We start from the raw sequence: 22,907 nt of genomic DNA on the forward strand, positions 1-22,907 counted from the left end.
CTCACGGCGCCTCCTCGATGATCCGCGCCGAGACCAGCATCCTGGCCGGCAGGAAACGCAGCACCGTCAGGGTCAGCACCGGCACCAGCAGGGTCACCCCGGCCAGCCACAGCAGACCGAACCGCCCGCCGGCGAGGGCGCCCAGCAGGGCATGCGCCACACCGAGTGCCGCGGCCGGATAGGCCAACCGGTGCAACCACAGCCATCGCCGGTAGCCCAGCACCCGGCGCAGTCCCACCGAGAAGGCCACCAGCAGCATCAGCTCGAAGGCCAGCGCGCCAAGGGTGTGCCGCAGCGGCGCGCCCGCCACCACCGGGAACAACAGGTTGACCAGGCCGAAACGCTCCTCCCGCAGGAACAACAGGGCCAGGCCGTGACTGCACACGAAGGCCAGCGTGACCGTGGCCAGCACCAGGTGACCCGAGCGCACCACCTGCCGCCCGGTCGCCCGGCGCACCCAGCCCGCGCTGGTGAACACGCCCCAGCACAGGGTCAGGCACATCAGCCCGTAGGCCAGCCACCCCGATAGCGCGGCCGCCGCGCGCACCCCGTCGTCCTGGGTGCTCACGGCGAGTTGCAGGACCGGATGGTGCGGCATGTGCGCCTCCGGGGCAGACGGGCGGCGGAACCCGGGTAGGCCAGGGGGTGCGACCCGGCCTACCCGGGCGTTTCCGGTGTTCCGCCAGGGAAAACCGGAAGCTTCGCGGGCGGCGAACTCAATAGTCCATAGTGGACAGTCCCTTCGTGACGACGCGCCAACGATTACGGATCCCTGTCGCGGGTGGTTCAACCTGGCCGCAAAATCGATCCAAATCCGTCGCGAGCACAAAAAGATCGGCCGCAACCCTGTACGAAACCCGTTGCTGGGGACAGGATGTGCGCCGTGGGCCGACATCGGGTCACCAGAGCAGAGTCAACCGGCACCGCCGAGGTTTCCGGCCGGGACGACGATCTGGTCAGGGCGCTCTACCGTGAATACGGTGGTGCGCTGTTCGGGCACGCGTGCAAGCTCACCGGCAATGATCGCCAGTGGGCCGAGGACGTGGTGCAGGAAACCTTGTTCCGGGCCTGGCGCAACGCCGAGAAGCTGGACCGGGAACCCGGGCTGATGCGGGCCTGGTTGTTCACCGTGGCGAGGCGGATCGTGATCGACGGAAGGCGAAGCCGCAGTGCGCGGCCGCACGAGGTCGACGCGAGTCCGTTGGAGGCAGTGCCGGTGCCTGACGGCGCCGACGCGACCCTCTCCGCCCTGGTGATCACCGAGGCGTTGCAGCAGTTGAGCGAAGAGCACAGGGAGGCCATCACCCAGACCTACCTACGAGACCGCACCATCAACGAAGCGGCCGCCGTTCTGGGCGTGCCACCGGGTACCGTCAAGTCCAGGGTGTACTACGCGTTGCGTGCCCTACGACGGTCACTCCAGGATCGGGGGTGAGCGGGGATGTCGTCCCCACCTGACCACTCCGACGTCGGCGCCTACCTGCTCGGCGTGCTCAACGAGGCGGACACCATCGCCTTCGAGGAGCACCTGACGCACTGCACGCGCTGCCAGGACGAGCTGCAGGAGCTGCTCGACCTGCCGGACCTGCTCGACACCGCCCGCGCGCTGGGACAACACCAGCAGCAGCGCAACGGCGCGGTGCCGTCGCCACAGGTCCGGCCGAACCAGCCGCGGCCGCAGGCCCCGCCGGGCCGGCCGCTGCGCAGCGTGCCGCCACTGGCCAGACCGCAGCCGGGCGCACCGGCGCCGCGCCCGCTACCAGGGCCACCGCCGCGAACCCAGCCGCGTCCGCCCGCCTTCGCCCCGGCCGCCCAGGCGCCGGCGCAACCGGACGAACGGGTGCTGGCCCAGCTGCTCGACCAGGTCGGCGCGCGCAAGCGCGACCGGCGCAAGGCCGTGCTGTGGTCGCTGGCCGCGGCGGCCTGCCTGGCACTGGTGCTGACCCCACTGGCGATCTCGGCGACAACCGGCGACGGGCGGGACGGCGTCGCGCTGCCCAGCCCGATCCTGAGCCTGCCCAGCCAGCCGAGCACCACCCGTCCCCCCGTCCAGAGCGGGCCGTCCGGCCCGAGCACGGACGCGAACACGCTCAACGAGGAGACGCTGACCGGCAGCAACCCGGCGAACAACGTCTCCGCGATCCTGGCGCTGACGGAGAAGGGCTCCGGCGTCGAGGTGCGGATGGAGTTGAAGGGCATCTCCGGGCCGAGGCGCTGCCAGTTGGTGGCCATCGGCAAGGCAGGCGAGACCTTCCCGGTGAACAGCTGGGTGGTGCCGGAGAAGGGCTACGGCGTGGCCGGCTCGCCGGAGCCGCTGCGCAACACCGGGAACGTGGCGCTGTCCAGGACCGACATCGCCAGCTTCGAGGTGCGCACCATGGACGGGATCGGGCTGTTGTCAATCCCCGCGGGGAGCTAGGTACGGACAGGTACGGAAGAGCACAGGTGGCGGCACCGGGATGAACCCAGTGGTCTAGACCTTGACACGAGGGTTGCCGGGAGATTCGATGGCTGCAACACGCCGCCGCCTGTGCTCGCCTGTCCGAACTCTCCGGGAGGACATCCCCGTGAAAACCCTCAGCGCGCGGCCATTGCGGTCGCGGTTGGCCGGCGGTCTCGCCGCCCTAGTCGTGCTCGGCGGAGCCACTCTGGGCTGGGCCTCGGCCCAGCGTGACGCGGTCGCCGAGGAGGCCGCGAGCCCGTTGCAGAGCATCGTGCCGGTACCCGCGTCGGTCACCCCGGCCGCCGGCGTCACCTTCACCCTGGGCGCGGGCACCCGCATCCAGACCCAGGCCGGATCCGCCGAGGCCACCCAGGTCGCGGACTACCTGGCCTCGATCCTGCGCCGCTCCACCGGGTACCCGCTGCCGATCACTCCGGCCGCGGGCAACCCGGCCGACGGCATCGCGCTGCTGCTCTCCGGCGCGCCCGCGAGCGTGGGCGAGCAGGGCTACCAGCTCGACGTGACCGCGGGCGTGGTCACCGTGCGCGCGAACAAGGCGGCCGGCCTGTTCGCCGGTGTGCAGACACTGCGCCAGCTGCTGCCGGCGGCGATCGAGTCCGGCTCGGTCAAGCCCGGCCCGTGGACGGTGCCCGGCGCCAAGATCGTGGACCAGCCGCGCTTCGGCTACCGCGGCGCGCACCTGGACTCGGCCCGGCACTTCTTCACCGTGGACACGGTCAAGCGCTACATCGACCAGCTCGCGCTGTACAAGATCAATAACTTCCACTGGCACCTGACCGACGACCAGGGCTGGCGGATCCAGATCGACAGCTGGCCGAACCTGACCAAGCACGGCGCCAGCACCCAGGTCGGCGGCGGCCCCGGCGGTTTCTACACCAAGGCGCAGTACGCCGACGTGATCAACTACGCCAAGGCCCGGCACATCACGGTGATCCCCGAGGTCGACATCCCTGGGCACACCAACGCCGCGCTGTCCTCCTACGCCGAGCTGAACTGCAACGGCGTGGCCCCGCCGCTGCGCACCGACACCGAGGTCGGCTACAGCTCGCTGTGCATCGCCAAGGACATCACCTACAAGTTCGTCGAGGACGTCATCCGGGAACTCGCCGCGATCACCCCCGGCGAGTACTTCCACCTCGGCGGCGACGAGGCGCACGCGACCAGCGACGCCGACTACAACACCTTCATGCAGAAGGTCATGCCCCTGGTCGGCAAGTACGGCAAGAAGATCCTGGGCTGGCACGAGTTCGTGAAGGTCAACCCGGCCCCGCCGGTCTCGGCCATCCCGCAGTTCTGGGGCACCACCACCACCGACAACAACGTTGCCGCGCATGCGGCCCGCGGCGGCAAGGTGCTGCTGTCCCCGGCCAACAAGGCCTACCTGGACATGAAGTACAACGCCAGCACCCCGCTCGGCCTGAGCTGGGCCGGTTTCATCGAGGTCCAGACCGCCTACGACTGGAACCCGGGCGGCTACCTCAGCGGCGTGAACGAGAACGCGGTCTTCGGCGTGGAGGCCCCGCTGTGGTCGGAGACGCTGACCAAGACCGCGGACATCGAGTTCATGGCTTTCCCGCGGCTGCCCGCGATCGCGGAGCTGGGCTGGTCGCCGCGGTCCACGCACAACTGGGACGCCTTCAAGCAGCGGCTGGCCGCCCAGGGCCCGCGCTGGAACGTCATGGGGATCAACTACTACAAGTCCCCGCAGGTCCCGTGGCCCTCGACCAACCCGACCAGCACCACGACCACCTCGGGCGGCTCGTGCAGCGCCCCGGCGTGGAAGAGCGGCGACACCTACGTCAAGGACAACACCGTCTCGCACAAGGGCAAGTCCTGGACCGCCCGCTGGTGGACCCGGGGCGAGGAGCCGGGCACGACCGGCCAGTGGGGCGTGTGGAAGGACAACGGCACCTGCTGAGCTGAACGCCTGAAGGGGCCCGGCTGGACCATCGCGGTCCGGCCGGGCCCTTTCTCGCGCAAGGGGTCCGGCCGGATTCCCGACCTCCCGGGGTGGCGCGCCCATTCAACTTCTGTGCCCGATCTCCTGCGGCATTCGGCGTATTCACCTGACCTCCGCCACCTCGACGGGCTACCGATTACGTGAATCGGTGACGTACTAGTACAAGTAATCGAAAGTTCCTCACCCCTTCGGCCCTTACGAGTTCCGGAACCAGCTCTTACCGTCGAACGACCCACTTCTCTGGGGTTCCCTGCCCCCAAGACGAGGGAGTCGTCGTCATGTCGAACCCTGCTCACAATCCGTTCGGCCGCCGCGCTTTCCTGCGTGGCGGACTCACCGTGACCGCGGCCGGCGCACTCGGGCTGGCCGATCCACTGCTCGCCGGAGCCGCGGAATCCGCGGCTCCACCCATCCACGGCACCGGGGCCTGGGGCGCACGCGCGCCCAGCGGCGGTATCTCGGTGCTCAACTCGCGGCCGGTCAAGATCATCGTGCACCACACGGCCACCGGCAACGTCACCGACTACTCGCTGGCCCGCGCGTTCGCGCTGTCCAGGTCGATCCAGAACTACCACATGGATTCCAACAGGTGGATCGACACCGGGCAGCACTTCACCAACAGCCGCGGCGGGCACATCACCGAGGGCCGGCACCGCAGTCTGGCCGCGCTCAACGGCGGCACCCAGCACGTGGTCAGCGCGCACACCGCCGGGCAGAACAACGTGGCCCTGGGGATCGAGAACGAGGGCCTGTACACCAGCGTCGGCCCGACCACCGCGCAGTGGAACTCCCTGGTCCAGCTGTGCAGGTACATGTGCGCGCAGTACCGGATCCCGGCCAGCCAGATCTTCGGGCACCGGGACTTCAACAACACCGCCTGTCCCGGCAACGTGCTCTACGGGCGGCTGCCGGAACTGCGGCGCTCGGTCGCGGCGGCCATGGGCAGCCGGGAGAAGATCGTCGACCCGGTGACCTGGCCGTTGCTGCAGCCCGGTGACCGCGGCGAGAAAGTCCTGGCCGCGCAACGCCTGCTGCACCACGCGGGTGAGCGCGGCGTGCCCCTGGACGGCGTGTTCGACCAGCGTACCGATGAGGCGGCCCGCCGGCTGGAGGTCCGGATCGGCGTTGCCGAGACCGGTCTGGTCGGCGCCGAGTCCTGGCCCGCGCTGGTTCCGGCCGCGCTGCGCACGGGCGATCGGGGCGACGCGGTGCACGCGGCCCAGCTGCTGCTGGTCGCGGCCGGGCTGCGCAGTCCGGCCGACGGCGAGTTCACCGAGGCCACCCAGTCCGCGGTGAAGGATCTGCAGACCGCGCAACGGATCCCGGCCACCGGGGTGATCGACCTGCTCACCTGGCAGTACCTGCTTCGCTGAGTTCCCGCTGCCGGGGTGCGCGCCGCCGTCGCGACCACAACGCGCGCACCCCGGCCACGGCTCCGGCCAGTCCGGCCGCGATACCGAGCGCCATCAGCAGTCCCAGCAACGGGTTCTGCTCGAACGCGCGCCCGCCGAGGTAGCCGATCGCCACGCAGGCCACCGCCCAGATGGTGCCGGCCACGGTGTCCCACAACAGGAACCGGCCACGGGGATAGCCCACCGCACCGGCGGCGAGCATGCTGGCCAGCCGCCCGGCCGGGATGTACCGGGCCGCCACGATCACCCACGGCCCCTGCCGACGGATCGCCCGCTGGGCCCACTCGTAGGCCTGCTTTCCCTTGCGGCTGCGGGACAATCGCCGTTCCAGCCCGGGTCCGGCGCCGCGGCCGGCGAGGTAGGTGCCGTAGTCGCCGAGCAGCACCCCGGCGATCGCGGCCAGCAGCACAAGCCAGATCGAGGGCGGGCCGGTGGCCGCGGCCACGCTGATCGCGATCACCGTGCTGTCACTGGGGGTGAACGGCAGCACCGCGTCCAGCGCGGCGAAGGCCAGCACGATCAGGTACAGCCAGGGCGAGGCGAGCAACGCCTGCAGGAACTCCGGCATCAGGCCGCCACCCGCAACTCCGGGACGGGAACCGTTGTCCCGCCCAGGATTTCCGCCTGCGCGCGAGCGGCGAACTCCCGCCGGTCGCGCACGGTCCGCGGCCAGATCGTGGCGCCCTCGCGCAGCTGCACGGACAGCCCGTGGGCGCGGATCACCCGCCGCAGCGAGGTCAGTACGTCCTCCTCGCCGAGGAAGGCCGCCGCCGCGGACGGTGTCCCGTCCGCCCCGCGGAACTCCAGCCGCACCGGCCGCACCGGCACACCGGCGTCCAGCGCGGCCTGGAAACTGGCCGGGCGCAACACAACCCCGTCCGGCGCGCAGCGGGTGGTGCCCTCCGGGAACACCGCGACGGTGATCCCAGCGGCCAGCCGGTCCCGCATCTCCGCGACGGTCCCCGGCAGCGTGGACAGCCGGTCCCGCTCGATGAACACCGTCCCGGCCCGCGCGGCCAGCCCGCCGAACACCGGAAGGTCCCGGATCTCAGACTTGGCCACTTGGTGCAGTGGTTCCCTGGACAGCAGCACCAACCCATCCAGCCAGGAGATGTGGTTGCCCACCAGCAAGGCCGGACCCCGCCGTGGCGTCGAATTCCGCGCCACCACGCGAATCCCCAGCGCCCACAGGATCCCACGGGCTCCGCTGCTCGCCAGCCGCCCCCGGATTCCGTTGGGCAGCAACGGCAACAGCCAGGACACCGGCACCGCGAGCGCGAACACCCCGGCCAGCGCGAGCCACCGCCGCAGCTGAACTCCCAGTGGCGCAACGGGTTCCCGTTCCCGATCCGGCACGCAGGTGTCGTCACACGGCGAACTCGGCGTCCAGCGGAAGGCGCCCGTCCGCCCTGCCGCGGTCACTGGAACCGTCGCAGGTAACGGGGATCCAGCCGATCCATGTCCAGCAACAGGAAGAAGTCCGCGCAGCCGAAGTCCGCGTCGTAGGCGGGTTCCCCGCCCACCCAGGCCCCCAGCCGCAGGTACCCCTGCATCAGCGGCGGCAGCACCACCCGCCCGGCCGTTCGCTCGATGTCCTGATGCGGCCAGGGATTACGCGGCCGCACCCGGTACCGCTCCGGTGCCAGCGCGCGGTCGAACACCCGGTCCCGCACCGCGGCGGCCAGCTGCCCGCCGTCTGCTAGGGGCACCGAACCGCAGCCTGCCACCCAGCGTCCCCCGACCAGGTTCACGTACCGGGCCAGCCCGGCCCACATCAGCCCGATCACCCCGCCGTTGCGGTGCGCCGGGTCCACGCAGGACCGGCCGACCTCCACCAGCGAGGATCGCAGTCCGGCCAGCGCGTCCAGCTCGAACTCCCCGTCGGAGTAGAGCGCGCCCCGGCGGGCCGCGGCGCCCGGCGGCAGGATGCGGTAGGTGCCCACCACCTCGCCGGTGCGCTCGTCCTTGATCAGCAGGTGCTCGCAGTGCGCGTCCAGCTCGTCCGCGTCCACCCCGTCCGGACCGGCCAGCGCCGCGCCCAGCTCCCCGGCGAAAACCCGGTGCCGGAGTCGTTGGGCGGCAAGCACTTCGGCCCGGGTGTCCGCGATGACCATGCGGTACCCGGGGCTGTCCTCGACGGCGGCGCGGGCGAGCAGCTTCGGCAGCGGCCTGGTCAGTTCGGCGATCATGTCAGCAAGCCTGGCCGGGCCGGGCCGCCGCGTCGCCAGGGTTACCTCCTGAAATGACCGGGGTGCTAGCACGGGGGTGGTTCCCCCGGCTGGCACGGTGGCCCCCTAGGGGGCACGCTCCTAGGCTGAGGTCATCCACTGTCCGAAAAGGAGCGTCGATGATCCGGCCCCGGCCGCCACGGAACCCGCTGCACGAGGTGGTCAGCAAGCGCACCTGGCTGGGCACGCTGAGCCTGCTGCTGGGCGCGTTCTGGATCCTGCTCCCGCTCGCGGTGATCTTCTTCGGCTTCGTCGGCGCGCTGTTCCCGCTGGTCGCGGCGCTGTTCGTGCAGAAGTTCTACCTGGCGGTGTGGTTCCTGCCGACCCTGCTGGGCAGCCCGGTGGTGGTGTGGCTCCTCGGGTGGCTGCTGGTCCGGTTCGGCCGGGCCGAGGCCGCGCAGCTCCGCCTGGTGACCGGGGAGTCGGTGACCCCCGGCCTGACCATGCCGCCAGGCCGCAACCCCTACAAGGTGGCGCTGCGGCTGGTGGTCAATCCGACGCTGTGGCGCACCATCGGCTACTGGATCGCCCGCGGCGTGCTGACCGTGGCGACCGCCTTGATCACCTTCCTCGCCTGGTACGGCCCCGGCTTCCTGATCACCGTTGTGGTCGTCGAGTTCTTCTTCTCAGCACATGTGGTGCTGCCCGACGGCAGCGTCTTCCACAACTCCTACACCAACATGGCCGTCTTCAGGGATTCCAGCTGGCCGTTCTGGCTCGGCGCCTTCCTGCTGGCCGGCCTGCTACTGCTGATGCTCGCGCCGGTGCTGGTGCGCGCCATGGTCAGCGTGCACCTGGCGCTGACCCGCACCATGCTGGAACCCAAGTCAGCGGCCGACCTGGCCGAGCGGGTGCAGCAGGTGGAGGAGCGGCGCGCGGTGGCGATGCAGGCGGCCGAGGCCGAGCGGCAGCGGATCGAACGCGACCTGCACGACGGCGCCCAGCAGCAACTGGTCGCCCTGGCCATGAAACTGGGCCGGGCCCGCAGCAGGCACGGCCAGGACCCGGACGGCGCGCTCAAACTGATCGAGGAGGCGCACCAGGAAGCCAAGGACGCCATCGACGAGCTGCGCAACCTCACCCGCGGCCTGCACCCGCCGGTGCTGGAGGACCGCGGCCTGGACGCGGCGCTGTCCGCGCTGTCGGCCCGCTGCCCGGTCCCGGTGCGCATCCGGTACTACGTGGAGGCCCGGCCGTCCCAGACCATCGAGGCCATCGCCTACTTCATGATCTCCGAGGCGCTGACCAACATCGCCAAGCACGCGCACGCCAGCAAGGCCGCCATCGAGGTGCGCCGCACCGGTGAGCGGCTCACCGTGGTGGTCACCGACGACGGCATCGGCGGCGCCAAGGCAGGCCCCGGCTCCGGCCTGGCCGGGCTGGCCGACCGGGCGGGCGGCGTCGATGGCACGCTGACCCTGTACAGCCCCGAGGGCGGGCCGACCATCCTGACCATGGAGCTGCCATGCGAGTCGTGATCGCCGAGGATGCCGTGCTGCTGCGCCAGGGCCTGATCCTGCTGCTGGCCGAGAGCGGGCACGAGGTGGTCGAGGCGGTCGGCGACGCCGAGCAACTGCTGCGCGCCGTCGGCGAACACCAGCCCGACATCGCCGTGATCGACGTCCGCATGCCCCCCACCCACCGCGACGAGGGCCTGCGCGCCGCCCTGGTGATCCGCCGCAGCTGGCCAACCACCAAGATCCTCATCCTGTCCCAGTACGTCGAGGAGCGCTACGCCGCCGACCTGCTCACCAACGACCTGAGCGGCATCGGCTACCTGCTCAAGGACCGCGTCGCCGACATCGAGGACTTCCTGCGCGCCCTCAACCAGGTAGCCGACGGCGGCACGGTCTTCGACCCCGAGGTAGTAGCCCAGCTCCTGGCCCGCAGCCGCCGCCAGGACCCCCTAGCCACCCTGACCCCCCGCGAACGCGAAGTCCTGGGCCTGATGGCCGAAGGCCGCTCCAACGCAGGCATCGGCGAAGCCCTGACCATCACCGAACGCGCGGTAGAGAAATACGTAGGCAGCATCTTCACCAAACTAGGCCTCCCCATAGCCGGCAACGACCACCGCCGAGTCCTAGCAGTCCTCCACTACCTAGACAACTAACCCACCCCACCAGCGTGTTGGCCGTTGTCGTACGCCGAGTTGGCCGTTATGGACGGCGAGTTGGCCCAACTCGTACGCCACGTTGGCCGTTGTGGGACGCGGCAGGCCGGGGCGGAGGGGTGAAACCCCCACGACGAGGGCCCTCGCGTGTTCTCCGTACGGCCTGGAGCATGCAGACCACACCCCGATGAGCGGCCCCTGCAACACAAACCGCAGCCCGGCCAACCCAACGCGACGGGGGCCGCTCATCGGGGTGTGGTTGGCTGGCGGAAGGCCGTACGGAGAACACGCGAGCCCTCGGAGCCACGCTGGGTCTCGAGTCGGCAGCCCAAACCCCGCCCCGCAACCCGCTCATCCCGGGTGTTGATCTGCCCCACCCCTCCGGTGGTCTGCCCGGCCGGCGAGGCCATCCCTTTTTTGATCGGTACCCAACCGCAGCTGCCCACGACGTCCCACAACGGCCAACGCGACGTACAACAACGGCCAACACTCGGTCAGCTGCTCGGTCAGAGCCCCACGTTCTTGTACAAGGCCCCCACCTCGGCCCGGGTGAGCGGTCGCAACGCGCTGGGACGCAACCCCGCCAGCCGAACCTCCCCCACCGCCGTGCGCACCAGTCGCAGCACCGGATGCCCCACCAAGTCGAACAACCGCCGCACGATCCGGTTCCGCCCCTCGTGCAGCACCACCTCGATCAGCACCCGTCCGCCGTTGGCGTCCTTGACGTGGTACTTGTCCAACCGCACCGGCCCGTCCTCCAGCTCGACCCCGGCCAGCAGCTTGCGGCCCAGGTCGCGGTGCACCGGTCCGGCGACCTCCACCAGGTAGGTCTTGTACACGTTGTACGAGGGGTGCATCAGCCGGTGCGCCAGCTCGCCGTCGTTGGTCAGCAGCAGCAGACCCTCGGTCTCGGCGTCCAGGCGGCCGACGTGGAAGAGGCGTTCCTCGTGGTCGGCCACGTAGTCGCCGACGCAGGGGCGGCCGCGGTCGTCCGACATGGTGGTGTGCACCCCGCGCGGCTTGTTCAGCGCCAGGTGCACCAGGTTGCCGGTGACCATCACGCGCAGGCCGTCGACGTGGATCACCGCCAGCTCCGGGTCGACCCGGCGGCCCTGTTCGGTGACGATCTCGCCGTCCACGGCCACCCGGCCTTCGGCGATCATGTCCTCCGCCACTCGGCGGGAGGCGATCCCGGCCTTGGAGAGCACCTTCTGCAACCGCACACCCTGCGGCTCACTACTAGACATCGTCGATCGAGTCCACTTCCGGCAACAACGGGGCGAGCGGGGGCAGTTCCTTCACCGAGGACAACCCCAATCGCTCCAGGAACAGCTCTGTGGTGCGGTACAGGAGGCCGTTGGTGTCCGGATCCGCACCAGTCTCCTCAATCAGACCACGAGCGAGCAGACTGCGGATAACCCCGTCCACATTCACCCCGCGCACCGCGGCCACCCTGGCCCTGGTGACCGGCTGGCGGTAGGCGATCACCGCCAGGGTCTCCAGCGCGGCGCGGGTCAGTTTCGCCCGCTGTCCGTTGAGCAGCAACCGCTCCACGAACGGCGCGTGCACGTCGCGGGTGTAGAACCGCCAGCCGTCGCTCACCCGGCGCAGGTCGATCCCGCGCCCGGATTCGGTGTACCCGGCGGCCAGTCTGCCCAGCGCCACGGTCACCCTGGCCACCGACACATCCAGCGCGTCAGCGAGGACTTCCTCCGGCGCGGGCGCGTCCACCACCAGCAGCACCGATTCCAGCGCGGCGTCCAGCGCGCCGTCCTCGCTGAGGTCCGGCAGGCCGCCGACGACCGCCGCGTCCTCGTCCTCTTCCTCCGGCGCGTCCACTTCCGCCGCGAGCGGCGCGTGCACGCCGTCGGTCACCGGCGCGGCCGCGACCTCGGGCTCCGGCGTGACCACGGGCGCCACCTCGGGCTCCGCGACCTGCTCGTCCGCCACCGGAGTGCCGTTCTCGGTCACCCGTACTCCTCCTCATCCGCCACGGCCATCCCGGCCGCGGCGGCCAGTTCCGCCTGCTCCTTGCTGCCGCCCACCCAGCGCACCAGCAGCTCCCCGAGCGGCTCCTCCTGGGTGAAGAGCACCACGGTCTCCCGGTACAGCTCCAGGAGCGCCAGGAACCGGGCCACCACCTCCACCGTCTCGGTGCAGTCGGTGGTCAGCTCGGCGAAGCTCGCCTCGCCCAGTTCGGCCAGCCGCACCCGCAGGATCCCGGCGTGCTCGCGCACGGACACCGGGTGCATGTGCAGGTGCGCCAGCCCGACCACCGGTGGCGGCTTGGGCCTAAACACCGCGGCGGCCAGTTCGGCGAAGCGGCGCGGGTCGACGCCGAGCATCACCTCGGGCATCAGCTCGACGAACCGGTCCTCCATGGCCACCGAGCGCGGGTAGCGCCGCAACGCGGTCGCCTCCAGTTCGCCGAACAGCGCCGCGACCTGCTTGTACGCCCGGTACTGCAACAGCCGGGCGAACAACAGGTCGCGGGCCTCCAGCAACGCCAGGTCGTCCTCGTCGTCCACGTCGGCGGCGGGCAGCAGCCGGGCCGCCTTGAGGTCGAGCAGGGTGGCCGCGATGACCAGGAACTCGGTGGTCTCGTCCAGGTCCCAGGCATCGCCGAGCACCCGGATGTGCGCGATGAAGTCCTCGGTGACCTGGTGCAGCGCCACCTCGGTGACGTCCATCTGGTGCTGCGAGATCAGTTGCAGCAGCAGGTCGAACGGACCGGTGAAGTTGGCCAGCCGCACGGTGAACCGGCCGTGCTCGTCCGTCCCTTGTGGAGTGTCCGGTGTGTCCACTGTGGTCACTCGACCGGCCCTGCGACAGCGGGGCTGCTCACCTGGCGATCACCTCGCGGGCCAGCGCCCGGTAGGCCTTGGCCCCGCCGGAGCGGGGGGCCCAGCGGGTGATCGGCTCGCCGGCGACGGTGGTCTCGGGGAACCGCACGGTGCGGTTGATCACGGTGTCGTACACGATGTCCCCGAACGCCTCCACTACCCGGGCCATGACTTCTCGGGAGTGCAGCGTACGCGGGTCGTACATGGTGGCGAGAATCCCGGATATCTCCAGCCGCGGGTTGAGCCGTTCGCGCACCTTCTCGATGGTGTCGATGAGCAGCGCGACCCCGCGCAGGCTGAAGAACTCGCACTCCAGCGGGATGATCATCCCGTCCGCGGCTGCCAGGGCGTTCACCGTGAGCAGGCCGAGGGAGGGCTGGCAGTCGATGAGGATGTAGTCGTAGTGGTCCAGCACCGGCCGCAGCGCGCGCTGCAGGGTGTGCTCGCGGCCGACCTCGGAGACCAGCTGCACCTCGGCGGCGGACAGGTCGATGTTGCTGGGCAACAGGTCCATGTCCTCCACGCAGGTGCGCAGCACGGTCTCCTCGATGGTGGCCGAGCGCTCCATGATCACGTTGTAGATGGTCCGGTCCAGGTGGTGCGGCTGCACGCCGAGCCCCACCGAGAGCGCGCCCTGCGGGTCGAAGTCCACCAGCAGCACCCGGCGGCCGTACTCGGCCAGCGCCGCGCCCAGGTTGATGGTCGAGGTGGTCTTGCCGACCCCGCCCTTCTGGTTGCACATCGCGAGAACCTTGGCGGGTCCGTGCCCGGCCAGCAGCGAGGGCTCCGGCACGTGCCGCATCGGCCGTCCGGTGGGCCCCATCTCGCCGGTGGCGAGGTGCGGAACGTGCTCCTCGGACAGGTCAGCGGGCTTGGGCGCCAGGCTGAGGTCAGCCGCCTCACCACGGGGCCGCCCAAAGGCTGGCTGCGGTGTGGACATCTGACCTGACTCCTCGTGTCGGCGGGTAGACCCTGCTGGCGAGCGTAGGCTTCGCGGGTCACAGCGGCAACGCGCCTCGCCGGGACCCGTCCGACCTGGTCATCAGGGCCACGGCACCCGTTCGGCACAACGGAGTAGCTAGCCCCTGGCCCGTGGATGGGCGGTGGCGAAGACCTCGCGCAGGGTGTTCACGGTGACCAGGGTGTAGACCTGGGTGGTGGTCACCGAGGCGTGCCCGAGCAGCTCCTGCACCACCCGGACGTCGGCGCCGCCCTCGATCAGGTGGGTGGCGAAGGAGTGCCGCAGTGTGTGCGGGGACACGTCCCCGGCGATGCCCGCCCGTTCGGCCGAGTCCTTCAGCGTCTGCCACGCGCTCTGCCTGGACAGCCGCCCGCCGCGGGCGTTGAGGAACACCGCCGCGCTGCCCCGCCCCTTGGCCGCCAGCACCGGCCGGGCCCGCACCAGGTAGGCGTCCAGGGCGGCCAGCGCGGGCCGTCCCACCGGCACCAGGCGCTGCTTGCCGCCCTTGCCGTCGAGCAGCGCGGTGCGTTCCGTCGGGTCCACGTCGTCCACGTCCAGCCCGACCGCCTCGGAGATCCGCGCGCCGGTGGAGTACAGCAGTTCCAGCAGCGCCCGGTCCCGCAGTCCGCGCGGGTCCTCGCTGCCCGCTCCGTCCAGCAGCCGCAGCACATCGTCCACCGGCAGTGCCTTGGGCAGCCTGCGCGGCGGGGTCGGCGGGTGCACCCCGCTGGCCACATCGGCGCTGAGCAGGCCCTCGCGGTAGCCGAAGCGGTGCAGGCTGCGCACCGCGACCACGGCGCGCGCGGCCGAGGAGGCGGCCAGCGGCGGCCGTTGCCCGTCGCCCTCGCGCAGTCCGGCCAGGAACTCCGCGACGTGCCGCTGCGTCACCTCCGGCAGTGAGCCGACCCCGGCCGCGGCCAGGTGTTCGGTGTAGCGGCGCAGGTCGCGGGCGTAGGAGTCCAGGGTGTTGCGGGCGGTGCCGCGTTCCACGGTGAGGTGGTCCAGGTACCTGCCGACGGCGGCCGAGAGCGCGGCGGGGATCGCCACCGGGCTGGTTGTCGCATCGCCGTTCAGTGCGCCGGTCCCTCCGCCGCTGGAGTTCTCAGGGGCGCATCATGCCAGTGCGTCGGTCAGCTCGGCGTGCGGGAGGCCGTGCGCGGCGGCGACCTCGGCCAGTACCAGCTGCCCGCCGACCGCGTTGACCCCCTTGGCCAGCGTGTGGTCCTCCTGTACCGCCGCGCGCAAACCTTTGTCCGCCAAGGCCACCGCGTAGGGCAGGGTGACGTTGGTCAGCGCCCAGGTGGAGGTGTGCGGGACCGCGCCGGGCATGTTGGCCACGCAGTAGAAGACCGAGTTGTGCACGCCGAAGACCGGATCGCCGTGCGTGGTCGGCCGGGAGTCCTCGAAGCAGCCGCCCTGGTCGATGGCGATGTCCACCAGCACCGAGCCGGGCCGCATCCGGGCCACCAGGTCATTGCTGATCAGCTTGGGCGCCTTGGCGCCGGGCACCAGCACCGCGCCGATCACCAGGTCCGCCCACAGACAGGCTCGTTCGATCTCGTAGGCGTTGCTGGCGATGGTCTGCAGGTGGCCGCGGTAGACGAAGTCGATCTGCCGCAACCGGTTGATGTTGTTGTCCAGCACCACCACCTCGGCCTGCAGACCGAGTGCGATGGTGGCCGCGTTCATCCCGGACACGCCGGCGCCGATCACCGCGACCTTGCCCGCGGGCACCCCGGACACCCCGCCCAGCAGCACCCCTCGGCCACCGGCCGCGCGTTCCAGGGTGTGCGCGCCGACCTGCGGGGCCATCCGCCCGGCCACCTCGCTCATCGGCGCGAGCAGCGGCAGCGAGCCGTCCGGCAGCTGCACGGTCTCGTAGGCGACCGCGTCGATCCCGGCGGCCACGATCGCCTCGGTGCACTCCCGGCTGGCGGCCAGGTGCAGGTAGGTGAACAGGGTCTGCCCGCGCCGCATCCGGTGATATTCCTCGGCGATGGGCTCCTTGACCTTGAGCACCAGGTCCGCCTCGCCCCACACGTCCTCGGCCGAGTTGAGGATCTTCGCCCCGGCCGCGAGGTAGTCGGAGTCGGGGAAGGAGGAGCCGAGGCCGGCCTCCCGTTCGATCAGGACCTGATGGCCGCGGCGCACCAGTTCCACCACTCCGGCCGGGGTGATGGCCACCCGGTACTCGTGGTTCTTGACCTCACGAGGGACACCGACTCGCACGTCGACTCCTCCTCCGCCTAGCTCGGCTCAGCCGCTGCGGCGCCGCGCGAACCGGTGCGGCCTGGACTCCCACGGGGCGTCGACCGGCCTGGTCTCCGCCGCGCCGGAGAGCACCGCGTGCGCGGCCAGCACCCCGGACACCGTGGCAGCGTTGATGATGGCACCGGAGAGCACCATCCGCACGGCCTCGCTCAGCGGCACCCGCCGCACCACGAGGTCGGCCTCCTCGTCGCCGGTGTCTTCCAGCTGCTCCACAGTGGACAGACCACGGGCCAGGTAGACCCGGATGACCTCGTCCATGAACCCTGGCGAGCCGGAGACGTCGACCAGCACCGACCAGTCGGTGGCGGCCAGTCCGACCTCCTCGGCCAGCTCGCGCGCCGCCGTGATGGCCGGATCCTCGCCCTCGGCGTCGAGCAGCCCGGCCGGCAGCTCCCACAGCCGCTGCCCGACCGGGTGCCGGTACTGGTGGATGAGCACCACGTTGTCGTTCTCGTCCAGCGCGATCACGCCGACCGCGCCCGGGTGCTCGATCACCTCCCGGGTGGCGACCTTGCCGCCGGGCATCACCACGTCGTCCACCCGCAGCGCCATCACCCGCCCGGCGTAGACGTCCTGGGACTTGGCCACGCTGAACTCGTGCGCGCCACGCTCCACAGTGGACATCAGACACCCGCCGAGCTGGTCGCGGTCTCCGGCAGCTCCACCGGCAGCCGTTCGGCGGCCTGGTAGTCCAGCGCGGCCCGGACGAAGGCGGAGAACAGCGGGTGCGGCCGGGTCGGACGGCTCTTCAGCTCCGGGTGCGCCTGGGTGCCGACGAAGAACGGGTGCGTCTTGGCTGGCAGTTCGACGAACTCGACCAGGTGCCCGTCCGGCGAGGTGCCGGAGAAGACCAGCCCGGCCTTGCCGAGCTTGTCCCGGTAGGCGTTGTTGACCTCGTAGCGGTGCCGGTGCCGTTCGGTGACCTCGGTGGCGCCGTAGGCCTTGGCCACCTGGGAACCGGGGATGAGCTTGGCCGGGTAGGAGCCCAGCCGCATGGTGCCGCCCATGTCCCGCTCACCGGCGACCACGTCCTGCTGGTCGGCCATGGTGGAGATGACCGGGTGCTTGGCGGTCTCGTCGAACTCCGCCGAGTTGGCCCCGTCGATCTTGGCCAGCCCGCGGGCGGCCTCGATCACCATGCACTGCAGGCCAAGGCACAGGCCCAGCGCCGGGATGCCGCGGGTGCGGGCGTGCTGGATGGCGCCCACCTTGCCCTCGATGCCGCGCACGCCGAACCCGCCGGGGATCAGCACGCCGTCCACCCCGGCCAGGGCCTGCGCGGCGCCGGCGGGGGTCTCGCACTGGTCGGAGGGAACCCAGCGGATCTCCACCCTGGCCCGGTGCGCGAAGCCACCGGCGCGCAGCGCCTCGGTCACCGACAGGTAGGCATCCGGCAGGTCGACGTACTTGCCGACCAGCGCGATCCGGGTGGTGTCACTGGGCTTGTGCACCCGCTCCAGGAGATCGCCCCACACCGTCCAGTCCACGTCCCGGAACGGCAGTCCGAGGCGGCGCACCACGTAGGCGTCCAGGCCTTCGGAGTGCAGCACCCGCGGGATGTCGTAGATGGAGGGCGCGTCCGGGGCGGCCACCACGGCCTCGCCGTCCACGTCGCACATCAGCGCGATCTTGCGCTTGAGCCCGTCCGGGATCTCCCGGTCGGCCCGGCACACGATCGCGTCCGGCTGGATGCCGATGTTGCGCAGCGCGGCCACCGAGTGCTGGGTGGGCTTGGTCTTCAGCTCGCCGGAGGGGGCGAGGTAGGGCACCAGGGAGACGTGCAGGAAGAACACGTTGTCCCGGCCCACGTCGTGCCGGACCTGCCGGGCGGCCTCCAGGAACGGCAGCGACTCGATGTCGCCCACGGTCCCGCCGACCTCGGTGATCACCACGTCCGGCGCGGTGCCGTCCTCACCGGCGGCGGCCATCGCGGTGATCCGCGACTTGATCTCGTCGGTGATGTGCGGGATGACCTGGACGGTGTCGCCGAGGTACTCCCCGCGCCGCTCCTTGGCGATCACCTCGGAGTAGACCTGCCCGGTGGTGACGTTGGCCGCCGCACCCAGGTCGCGGTCCAGGAAGCGCTCGTAGTGACCGATGTCGAGGTCGGTCTCGGCGCCATCCTCGGTGATGAACACCTCGCCGTGCTGGAACGGGTTCATCGTCCCGGGATCGACGTTGAGGTAGGGGTCGAGCTTCTGCATGGTCACGCGGAGTCCGCGAGCGGTCAGCAACTGCCCGAGGCTGGAGGCGGTGAGCCCCTTGCCGAGAGAGGAGGCCACGCCTCCGGTGACGAACACGTGCTTGGTCGTGCGGGCCTGCAACACCAAGGGGTACTCCCGTGAATCAACTCGACGCCGTCGCTGGTCGGGTGTGGTGTCGGGGCTCCCCACCGCGCGAGCGCCCCCTCGATCCACGGGAGGCGACCGTAACACGTCCGAGCACCGCTACCGCACCCCCACCTCCCCCGCGTCCCCCCGAACGGGTGATGTATAGCCACCCCACCCCACCCCGCCCGAGTGTTGGCCGTTGTCGTACCCCACGTTGGCCGTTACGGACACCAAGTTGGCCCAACTCGTACGCCACATTGGCCCAACTCGTACGCCAAGTTGGCCCAAGCGGACGCGCGGAAGCCGCCGACGCTACCCGAGACCCTGCGGCGCCGGAGCCTGCGCGTTGCCCGCGTTCCCATACCGCCCGGACCGCCCCTCCAGCTGTTCCCGCAACGCCATCACCGTCACCGCCCGTCCCGCGGCCGTGTCCAGGTTGTCCACCGTCGACAAAATCGAGGTCGCCGAGGTGTCCGCCCGCACGATCCCGATCGGCGAGTTCCCATCAGCCGACCCGGACCGCCCCGCGAGCACCGTCCCCGCGCCGGACCGATCCAGCTGAGTCGCGAACCGGGCCAGAATCGCCGACCGGTCCCCGGGATCCTCGCCACCGGTCGCGCCACCGGTCAGCACCACCGCGAGCTGCGCCGGGGTGATCCCCCGCCCAACCCGCACGAACCCGCCATTGGCCAGCCCGCTCATCGCCGCCGCCGACTCATCCCCACTGGCCTGCGGCCGGTTCTGGTTGTTGAGCAGCAACAACGGCCCGAGCAGTCCGCCTGCCAGGGTGCCGGGATCGGTGGCCGCGGTCGGCAACTGCACACCCGCGGGCACCAGCCGCGGCACCAGGTCCCGCAGCTGGTCGGCCTTGGCCGGGTCGGTGAAGGTGTCGGTGAGTTGCAACTCACCGGTGACGCTGCCGCCCGCCGCCTTGATCAGCTCGGTCAGCGGGTCCCGGTCGGCAGGGTTGGCGTCGTGCGTGCTGATCAGCACCACGGTCCGCTTGTCCAGCTGCCCGCGCACCGCCAGCGGGCCGACCATGGTGCCGAACCGGTCCGCGTCGGTCAGCCGGGCGTTGAGCGCGTTGCGCTCGGCCTGCAGGTCGGCGACCTTCTGCCCGAGCGAGTCCTTCTCCCCGGTCAGCCCGGACAGCAGCCGGTCGCTGATCACGGTGGAGCCGAGCATGATGCCCAGCGCGAGCGAGAGGAACACCGCCGCGATGGAGACGACGTGGTACCGCAGTGTGATCACGAGAAGAGCCCCTTGAGCCAGGAGAGGAAGTCGTTCCAGTAGTCCACGCCGATGTCGACGTAGGCGCTGCCGACACTGGTCACCGCGACGGCGGCGATGAGCACGGCGAGCGCGGAGACGACCAGCAGCAGGACGGAGAGCACCGAGACCCGGCTGCGGTAGAGGCTGACTACGGCGTGGCCGTCGACGACCTTGCTGCCCAGGCGCAGCCGGGTGAGGAAGGTAGAGGGGTTGGAGCCGGAGCGGCCCCGGTCCAGGAACTCGTGCAGGGTGGCCTGGAAGCCGATGGTGACCACCAGGTCGGCCCCGTGCGCCTCGGCGAGCAGCAGTGCGAGGTCCTCGGGGTTGCCGGAGGCGGGGAAGGTGACCGCGCCGATGCCGAGGTCCTGGATGCGTTCCAGGCCGGGTGCGTGGCCGTCCATCTGCGCGGGCAGCACCACCTCGGCGCCTGCCTTGAGGGTGACGGTGCTGATCCCGTCCGGGTCGCCGACGATCACGTCCAGGGCGTACCCGGCCTCCTTCAGCGTGTCCGCCGCGCCCTCCACGCCGATGATCACCGGCCGGTACTCGCGGATGTAGCGCTTGAGTTTGCGCAGGTCGTCGCGGTGTCCGTAGCCGGGGGCGACGATGAGCACCTGCCGGTCCTTGATCGGCACGAACAGCTCGGGCACGCCGACCCCGTCCAGGATCAGCGTGCGTTCCCGGCGCAGGAACTCGATGGTGTTCGCGGAGAATGCCTCCAGCTGCGCGGCCATGCCCGCCTTGGCCTCGATGAGCTGGTCGGCCACCGAGTCCGCGGTCTGCTCGGTGCCGCGGCCGAGTTCGGTCTCACCCTGGAAGATCCCGCCCTCGAACAGCCGGATCCGGGTGCCGTCCTTGATCTTGCGCAGCAGCTCGGGGCCGACCGCGTCGATCAGCGGGATGCCCGCGCTGATCAGGATTTCCGGCCCCAGGTTGGGGAAGCGGCCGGAGATCGAGGCGGAGGCGTTGACCACCCCGGCGACCTCGGCCGCCACCAGGGCGTCCGCGGTGCGGCGATCCAGGTCGAGCTGGTCGAGCACGGCGATGTCGCCGGGCCCGAGCCTGCGGATCAGGTCGCCGGAGCGACGGTCCACCCTGGCCGGCCCGTGGACTCCAGGCAGGGACTGACTGGTTCGGTTGAGCAGGCCCGTGAGCTTCATGTGCGGATGGTGACAAACCCCCGGCGGGTCTTTGCCTAGGCACGCCGGGGAATCATCCCACGTCAACCCTTGGGGGACACGAAATCGGTACAGCCGCCCGCCGCTACCGGCGGTGAACTACGGGCGCAGTGCCTGGGTGTAGGCCTCCGCGGTGGCCAGCAGCTCCTCGGCGTGCGCGCGGCCGGATTCGGTGGACTCCAGCCCCGCCAGCATCCGGGCCAGCTCCACCACCCGCTGGTTGTGGTTGAGCACCAGCACCCCGGACTTGGTCAGCCCCTCGGCGCCGATGTTCTTGTCCACCAGCAGATGCCGGTCGGCGTAGGCGGCCACCTGGGCCAGGTGGGTGACCACGATGACCTGGTGGCTGCGGGCCAGTTTGGCCAGCCGCCGCCCGATCTCCACCGCGGCCCGCCCGCCGACCCCGGCGTCGACCTCGTCGAAGACCAGGGTGGGCACCGGGTCGGTGTGCGCGAGCACCACCTCGATGGCCAGCATCACCCGGGACAGCTCACCGCCGGAAGCGCCCTTGTGCACCGGCAGCGCGGGCGCGCCGGGATGCGCGACGAGCAGCAGCTCGACCTCGTCCACCCCGTCCGGCCCGGCCTGCAGCAGCTCGTTGCCGACCTTGAGCGACAGCTCGTCGCCCTCGGCGGCCGGCTTGTGCTGCACGGTCAGCTCGATCCGGGAGTGCGCCATGGCCAGTCCGGCCAGTTCCTCGGTGACCGCCTTGGCCAGCTGTTCGGCCGCGGTGCGCCGGATCGCGGTGAGCGTGCCGGCGATCTTGGCCAGCTTCTTCGCCAGCGCGTCCCGCTGCTTGGCGAGCTTGCCCAGGGTCTCCTCGGAGGTGTCCAGGCCGGCCAGCCGGGTCTGCGCGTCGGCGGCCCAGGCCAGCACGCCGTCCACGTCCGCGGCGTACTTGCGGGTGAGCTGCTTCAGCTCGGCCTGCCGGGCCAGCACCCGTTCCAGTTCGGCCGGATCGGCGTCGAGCTGCTCCAGGTAGGTGGTCAGTTCGGTGCCCACGTCGGTGAGCAGCGCCGCCGCCTCCACCAGCCGGGGTTCCAGTTCGCGCAGCGCCGGGTCCTCGGCCGCGGCCAGCCTGCGCCGGGCCTCGCCGATCAGGCCGAGCGCGCCGGGCTGGTCGGGATCGCCGTCGGCGGCGCCGGCGACCGCGTGCGCGGCCCCGGAGGCGGTCTCCCGCAGCTGGTCGGCGTCGGCGAGCCGGCGGGCCCGGTCGACCAGCTGGGTGTCCTCACCGGGCTGCGGGGCCACGGACTCGATCTCGCCCAGCCCGTGCCGCAGCATCTCCGCCTCGCGGACCATCTCGCGGGCGCGTTCGGTGCGTTCGGTCAGCTCCCTGGCCACCGCGATCCACTGCCCGCGCAGGTCCCGGTACTCGGCCAGCGGTTCGGCGATGCCCGCGCCCGCGAAGCGGTCCAGCACGGCGCGCTGCTCGCCGGTGCGCATCAGCCGGAGCTGGTCGTTCTGCCCGTGCACGGCGATCAGCTGTTCGGTCAGCTCGGAGAGCAGCCCGACCGGCACGCTGCGTCCGCCCAGGTGGGCCTTGGACCGTCCGTCGGCGTTCACCGAGCGCACGGTGATGAGGCTGCCGTCGTCGTCCACGTCGGCGCCCGCCTCGGTGGCCACGCTCAGCGCCTGGGCGGCCCCGGCGCGCGCGTCATCACCGCGGAGTTGGAAGGTTCCCTCGATGGTGGCGCGCTCGGCCCCGGTCCGCACCCTGGAGGCTTCCGCGCGGCCGCCAGAGAGCAGGTGGAGCCCGGTCACCACCATTGTCTTGCCAGCACCCGTCTCACCGGTGACCACGGTGAGGCCGGGGTGCAGTTCGAGGGTGGCGTCGGCAATCACGCCGAGGCCCTGGATGCGCATCTCGGCCAGCAC

21 protein-coding genes are annotated in these 22,907 nt (G+C 71.1%); 6 read left to right on the forward strand and 15 right to left on the reverse strand.

Annotated elements, in window-relative coordinates:
- Position 1: 1 nt before the first annotated feature.
- The gene (locus tag ACTOWY_RS39845) at positions 2-598 is read right to left on the reverse strand and encodes a ferric reductase-like transmembrane domain-containing protein (protein WP_441314782.1); all 597 of its coding nucleotides are present in this window, start codon (positions 596-598) and stop codon (positions 2-4) included.
- Positions 599-874: 276 nt separating this feature from the next.
- Here ACTOWY_RS39845 and ACTOWY_RS39850 point away from each other — a divergent pair, with 276 nt between their 5' ends.
- From ACTOWY_RS39850 to ACTOWY_RS39865, 4 genes are all read left to right on the forward strand, one after another.
- Positions 875-1,435, forward strand: coding sequence for a sigma-70 family RNA polymerase sigma factor (locus ACTOWY_RS39850; protein ID WP_374205845.1), 561 nt, complete (start codon positions 875-877; stop codon positions 1,433-1,435).
- Between the two features lie 6 nt (positions 1,436-1,441).
- Positions 1,442-2,419 carry a zf-HC2 domain-containing protein gene (locus tag ACTOWY_RS39855; RefSeq protein ID WP_441314783.1) on the forward strand — a complete coding sequence of 326 codons (978 nt, stop codon included), beginning with the start codon at positions 1,442-1,444 and terminating at the stop codon, positions 2,417-2,419.
- A gap of 148 nt (positions 2,420-2,567) precedes the next feature.
- A complete protein-coding gene (locus tag ACTOWY_RS39860) occupies positions 2,568-4,382 on the forward strand; it encodes a family 20 glycosylhydrolase (protein ID WP_441314784.1) in 1,815 nt (604 codons plus the stop codon).
- Between the two features lie 320 nt (positions 4,383-4,702).
- Positions 4,703-5,797: a peptidoglycan recognition protein family protein gene (locus ACTOWY_RS39865; protein WP_441314785.1), complete on the forward strand. Its 1,095-nt coding sequence runs from the start codon at positions 4,703-4,705 to the stop codon at positions 5,795-5,797.
- On the opposite strand, the gene ACTOWY_RS39870 is transcribed toward ACTOWY_RS39865, so the two are convergent.
- The 3 genes from ACTOWY_RS39870 to ACTOWY_RS39880 form a co-directional block, all read right to left on the reverse strand.
- Positions 5,772-6,404: a DedA family protein gene (locus ACTOWY_RS39870; RefSeq protein WP_441314786.1), complete on the reverse strand. Its 633-nt coding sequence runs from the start codon at positions 6,402-6,404 to the stop codon at positions 5,772-5,774. The genes ACTOWY_RS39865 and ACTOWY_RS39870 overlap by 26 nt on opposite strands.
- The gene (locus ACTOWY_RS39875; RefSeq protein WP_441314787.1) at positions 6,404-7,192 is read right to left on the reverse strand and encodes a lysophospholipid acyltransferase family protein; all 789 of its coding nucleotides are present in this window, start codon (positions 7,190-7,192) and stop codon (positions 6,404-6,406) included. Before ACTOWY_RS39875 ends, ACTOWY_RS39870 begins: the two co-directional genes overlap by 1 nt.
- Before the next feature lie 62 nt (positions 7,193-7,254).
- Positions 7,255-8,025 (reverse strand): GNAT family N-acetyltransferase, encoded by a 771-nt coding sequence (locus ACTOWY_RS39880; protein ID WP_441314788.1) that lies wholly within the window; start codon positions 8,023-8,025, stop codon positions 7,255-7,257.
- A gap of 158 nt (positions 8,026-8,183) precedes the next feature.
- Between ACTOWY_RS39880 and ACTOWY_RS39885 the strand changes: the two genes are divergently transcribed.
- Together ACTOWY_RS39885 and ACTOWY_RS39890 are read left to right on the forward strand one after the other, a co-directional pair.
- Positions 8,184-9,542 carry a histidine kinase gene (locus ACTOWY_RS39885; protein ID WP_441314789.1) on the forward strand — a complete coding sequence of 453 codons (1,359 nt, stop codon included), beginning with the start codon at positions 8,184-8,186 and terminating at the stop codon, positions 9,540-9,542.
- Positions 9,530-10,174 (forward strand): response regulator, encoded by a 645-nt coding sequence (locus ACTOWY_RS39890; protein WP_441314790.1) that lies wholly within the window; start codon positions 9,530-9,532, stop codon positions 10,172-10,174. Before ACTOWY_RS39885 ends, ACTOWY_RS39890 begins: the two co-directional genes overlap by 13 nt.
- Before the next feature lie 506 nt (positions 10,175-10,680).
- Here ACTOWY_RS39890 and ACTOWY_RS39895 read toward each other — a convergent pair.
- The 11 genes from ACTOWY_RS39895 to recN all read right to left on the reverse strand — a co-directional run bounded on the left by ACTOWY_RS39895 (position 10,681) and on the right by recN (position 22,907).
- Positions 10,681-11,421, reverse strand: coding sequence for a pseudouridine synthase (locus ACTOWY_RS39895; RefSeq protein WP_441314791.1), 741 nt, complete (start codon positions 11,419-11,421; stop codon positions 10,681-10,683).
- Positions 11,414-12,145: an SMC-Scp complex subunit ScpB gene (locus ACTOWY_RS39900; protein ID WP_441314792.1), complete on the reverse strand. Its 732-nt coding sequence runs from the start codon at positions 12,143-12,145 to the stop codon at positions 11,414-11,416. Before ACTOWY_RS39900 ends, ACTOWY_RS39895 begins: the two co-directional genes overlap by 8 nt.
- Positions 12,142-12,978: a segregation and condensation protein A gene (locus ACTOWY_RS39905; protein ID WP_441314793.1), complete on the reverse strand. Its 837-nt coding sequence runs from the start codon at positions 12,976-12,978 to the stop codon at positions 12,142-12,144. The genes ACTOWY_RS39900 and ACTOWY_RS39905 overlap by 4 nt, the downstream gene beginning before the upstream one ends.
- A gap of 37 nt (positions 12,979-13,015) precedes the next feature.
- Positions 13,016-13,957: a ParA family protein gene (locus ACTOWY_RS39910; protein ID WP_441314794.1), complete on the reverse strand. Its 942-nt coding sequence runs from the start codon at positions 13,955-13,957 to the stop codon at positions 13,016-13,018.
- A 138-nt stretch (positions 13,958-14,095) separates the two neighbouring features.
- Positions 14,096-15,025: a site-specific tyrosine recombinase XerD gene (xerD, locus tag ACTOWY_RS39915; protein WP_441314795.1), complete on the reverse strand. Its 930-nt coding sequence runs from the start codon at positions 15,023-15,025 to the stop codon at positions 14,096-14,098.
- A gap of 66 nt (positions 15,026-15,091) precedes the next feature.
- Positions 15,092-16,207 carry an alanine dehydrogenase gene (gene ald / locus ACTOWY_RS39920; protein ID WP_441314796.1) on the reverse strand — a complete coding sequence of 372 codons (1,116 nt, stop codon included), beginning with the start codon at positions 16,205-16,207 and terminating at the stop codon, positions 15,092-15,094.
- A 27-nt stretch (positions 16,208-16,234) separates the two neighbouring features.
- Positions 16,235-16,873, reverse strand: coding sequence for an NUDIX domain-containing protein (locus ACTOWY_RS39925; RefSeq protein ID WP_441314797.1), 639 nt, complete (start codon positions 16,871-16,873; stop codon positions 16,235-16,237).
- A complete protein-coding gene (locus tag ACTOWY_RS39930; protein ID WP_441314798.1) occupies positions 16,873-18,579 on the reverse strand; it encodes a CTP synthase in 1,707 nt (568 codons plus the stop codon). Before ACTOWY_RS39930 ends, ACTOWY_RS39925 begins: the two co-directional genes overlap by 1 nt.
- A gap of 312 nt (positions 18,580-18,891) precedes the next feature.
- A complete protein-coding gene (locus ACTOWY_RS39935) occupies positions 18,892-19,830 on the reverse strand; it encodes a copper transporter (protein ID WP_441314799.1) in 939 nt (312 codons plus the stop codon).
- Positions 19,827-21,011, reverse strand: a complete 1,185-nt coding sequence (steA, locus tag ACTOWY_RS39940) for a putative cytokinetic ring protein SteA (RefSeq protein WP_441314800.1) — start codon at positions 21,009-21,011, stop codon at positions 19,827-19,829. Before steA ends, ACTOWY_RS39935 begins: the two co-directional genes overlap by 4 nt.
- Before the next feature lie 117 nt (positions 21,012-21,128).
- Positions 21,129-22,907, reverse strand: coding sequence for a DNA repair protein RecN (gene recN / locus ACTOWY_RS39945; protein ID WP_441314801.1), 1,779 nt, complete (start codon positions 22,905-22,907; stop codon positions 21,129-21,131).

Origin of the sequence: Crossiella sp. CA198, assembly GCF_052078295.1 — a bacterium.
In the GTDB taxonomy this organism is placed as follows: Bacteria; Actinomycetota; Actinomycetes; order Mycobacteriales; family Pseudonocardiaceae; genus Crossiella.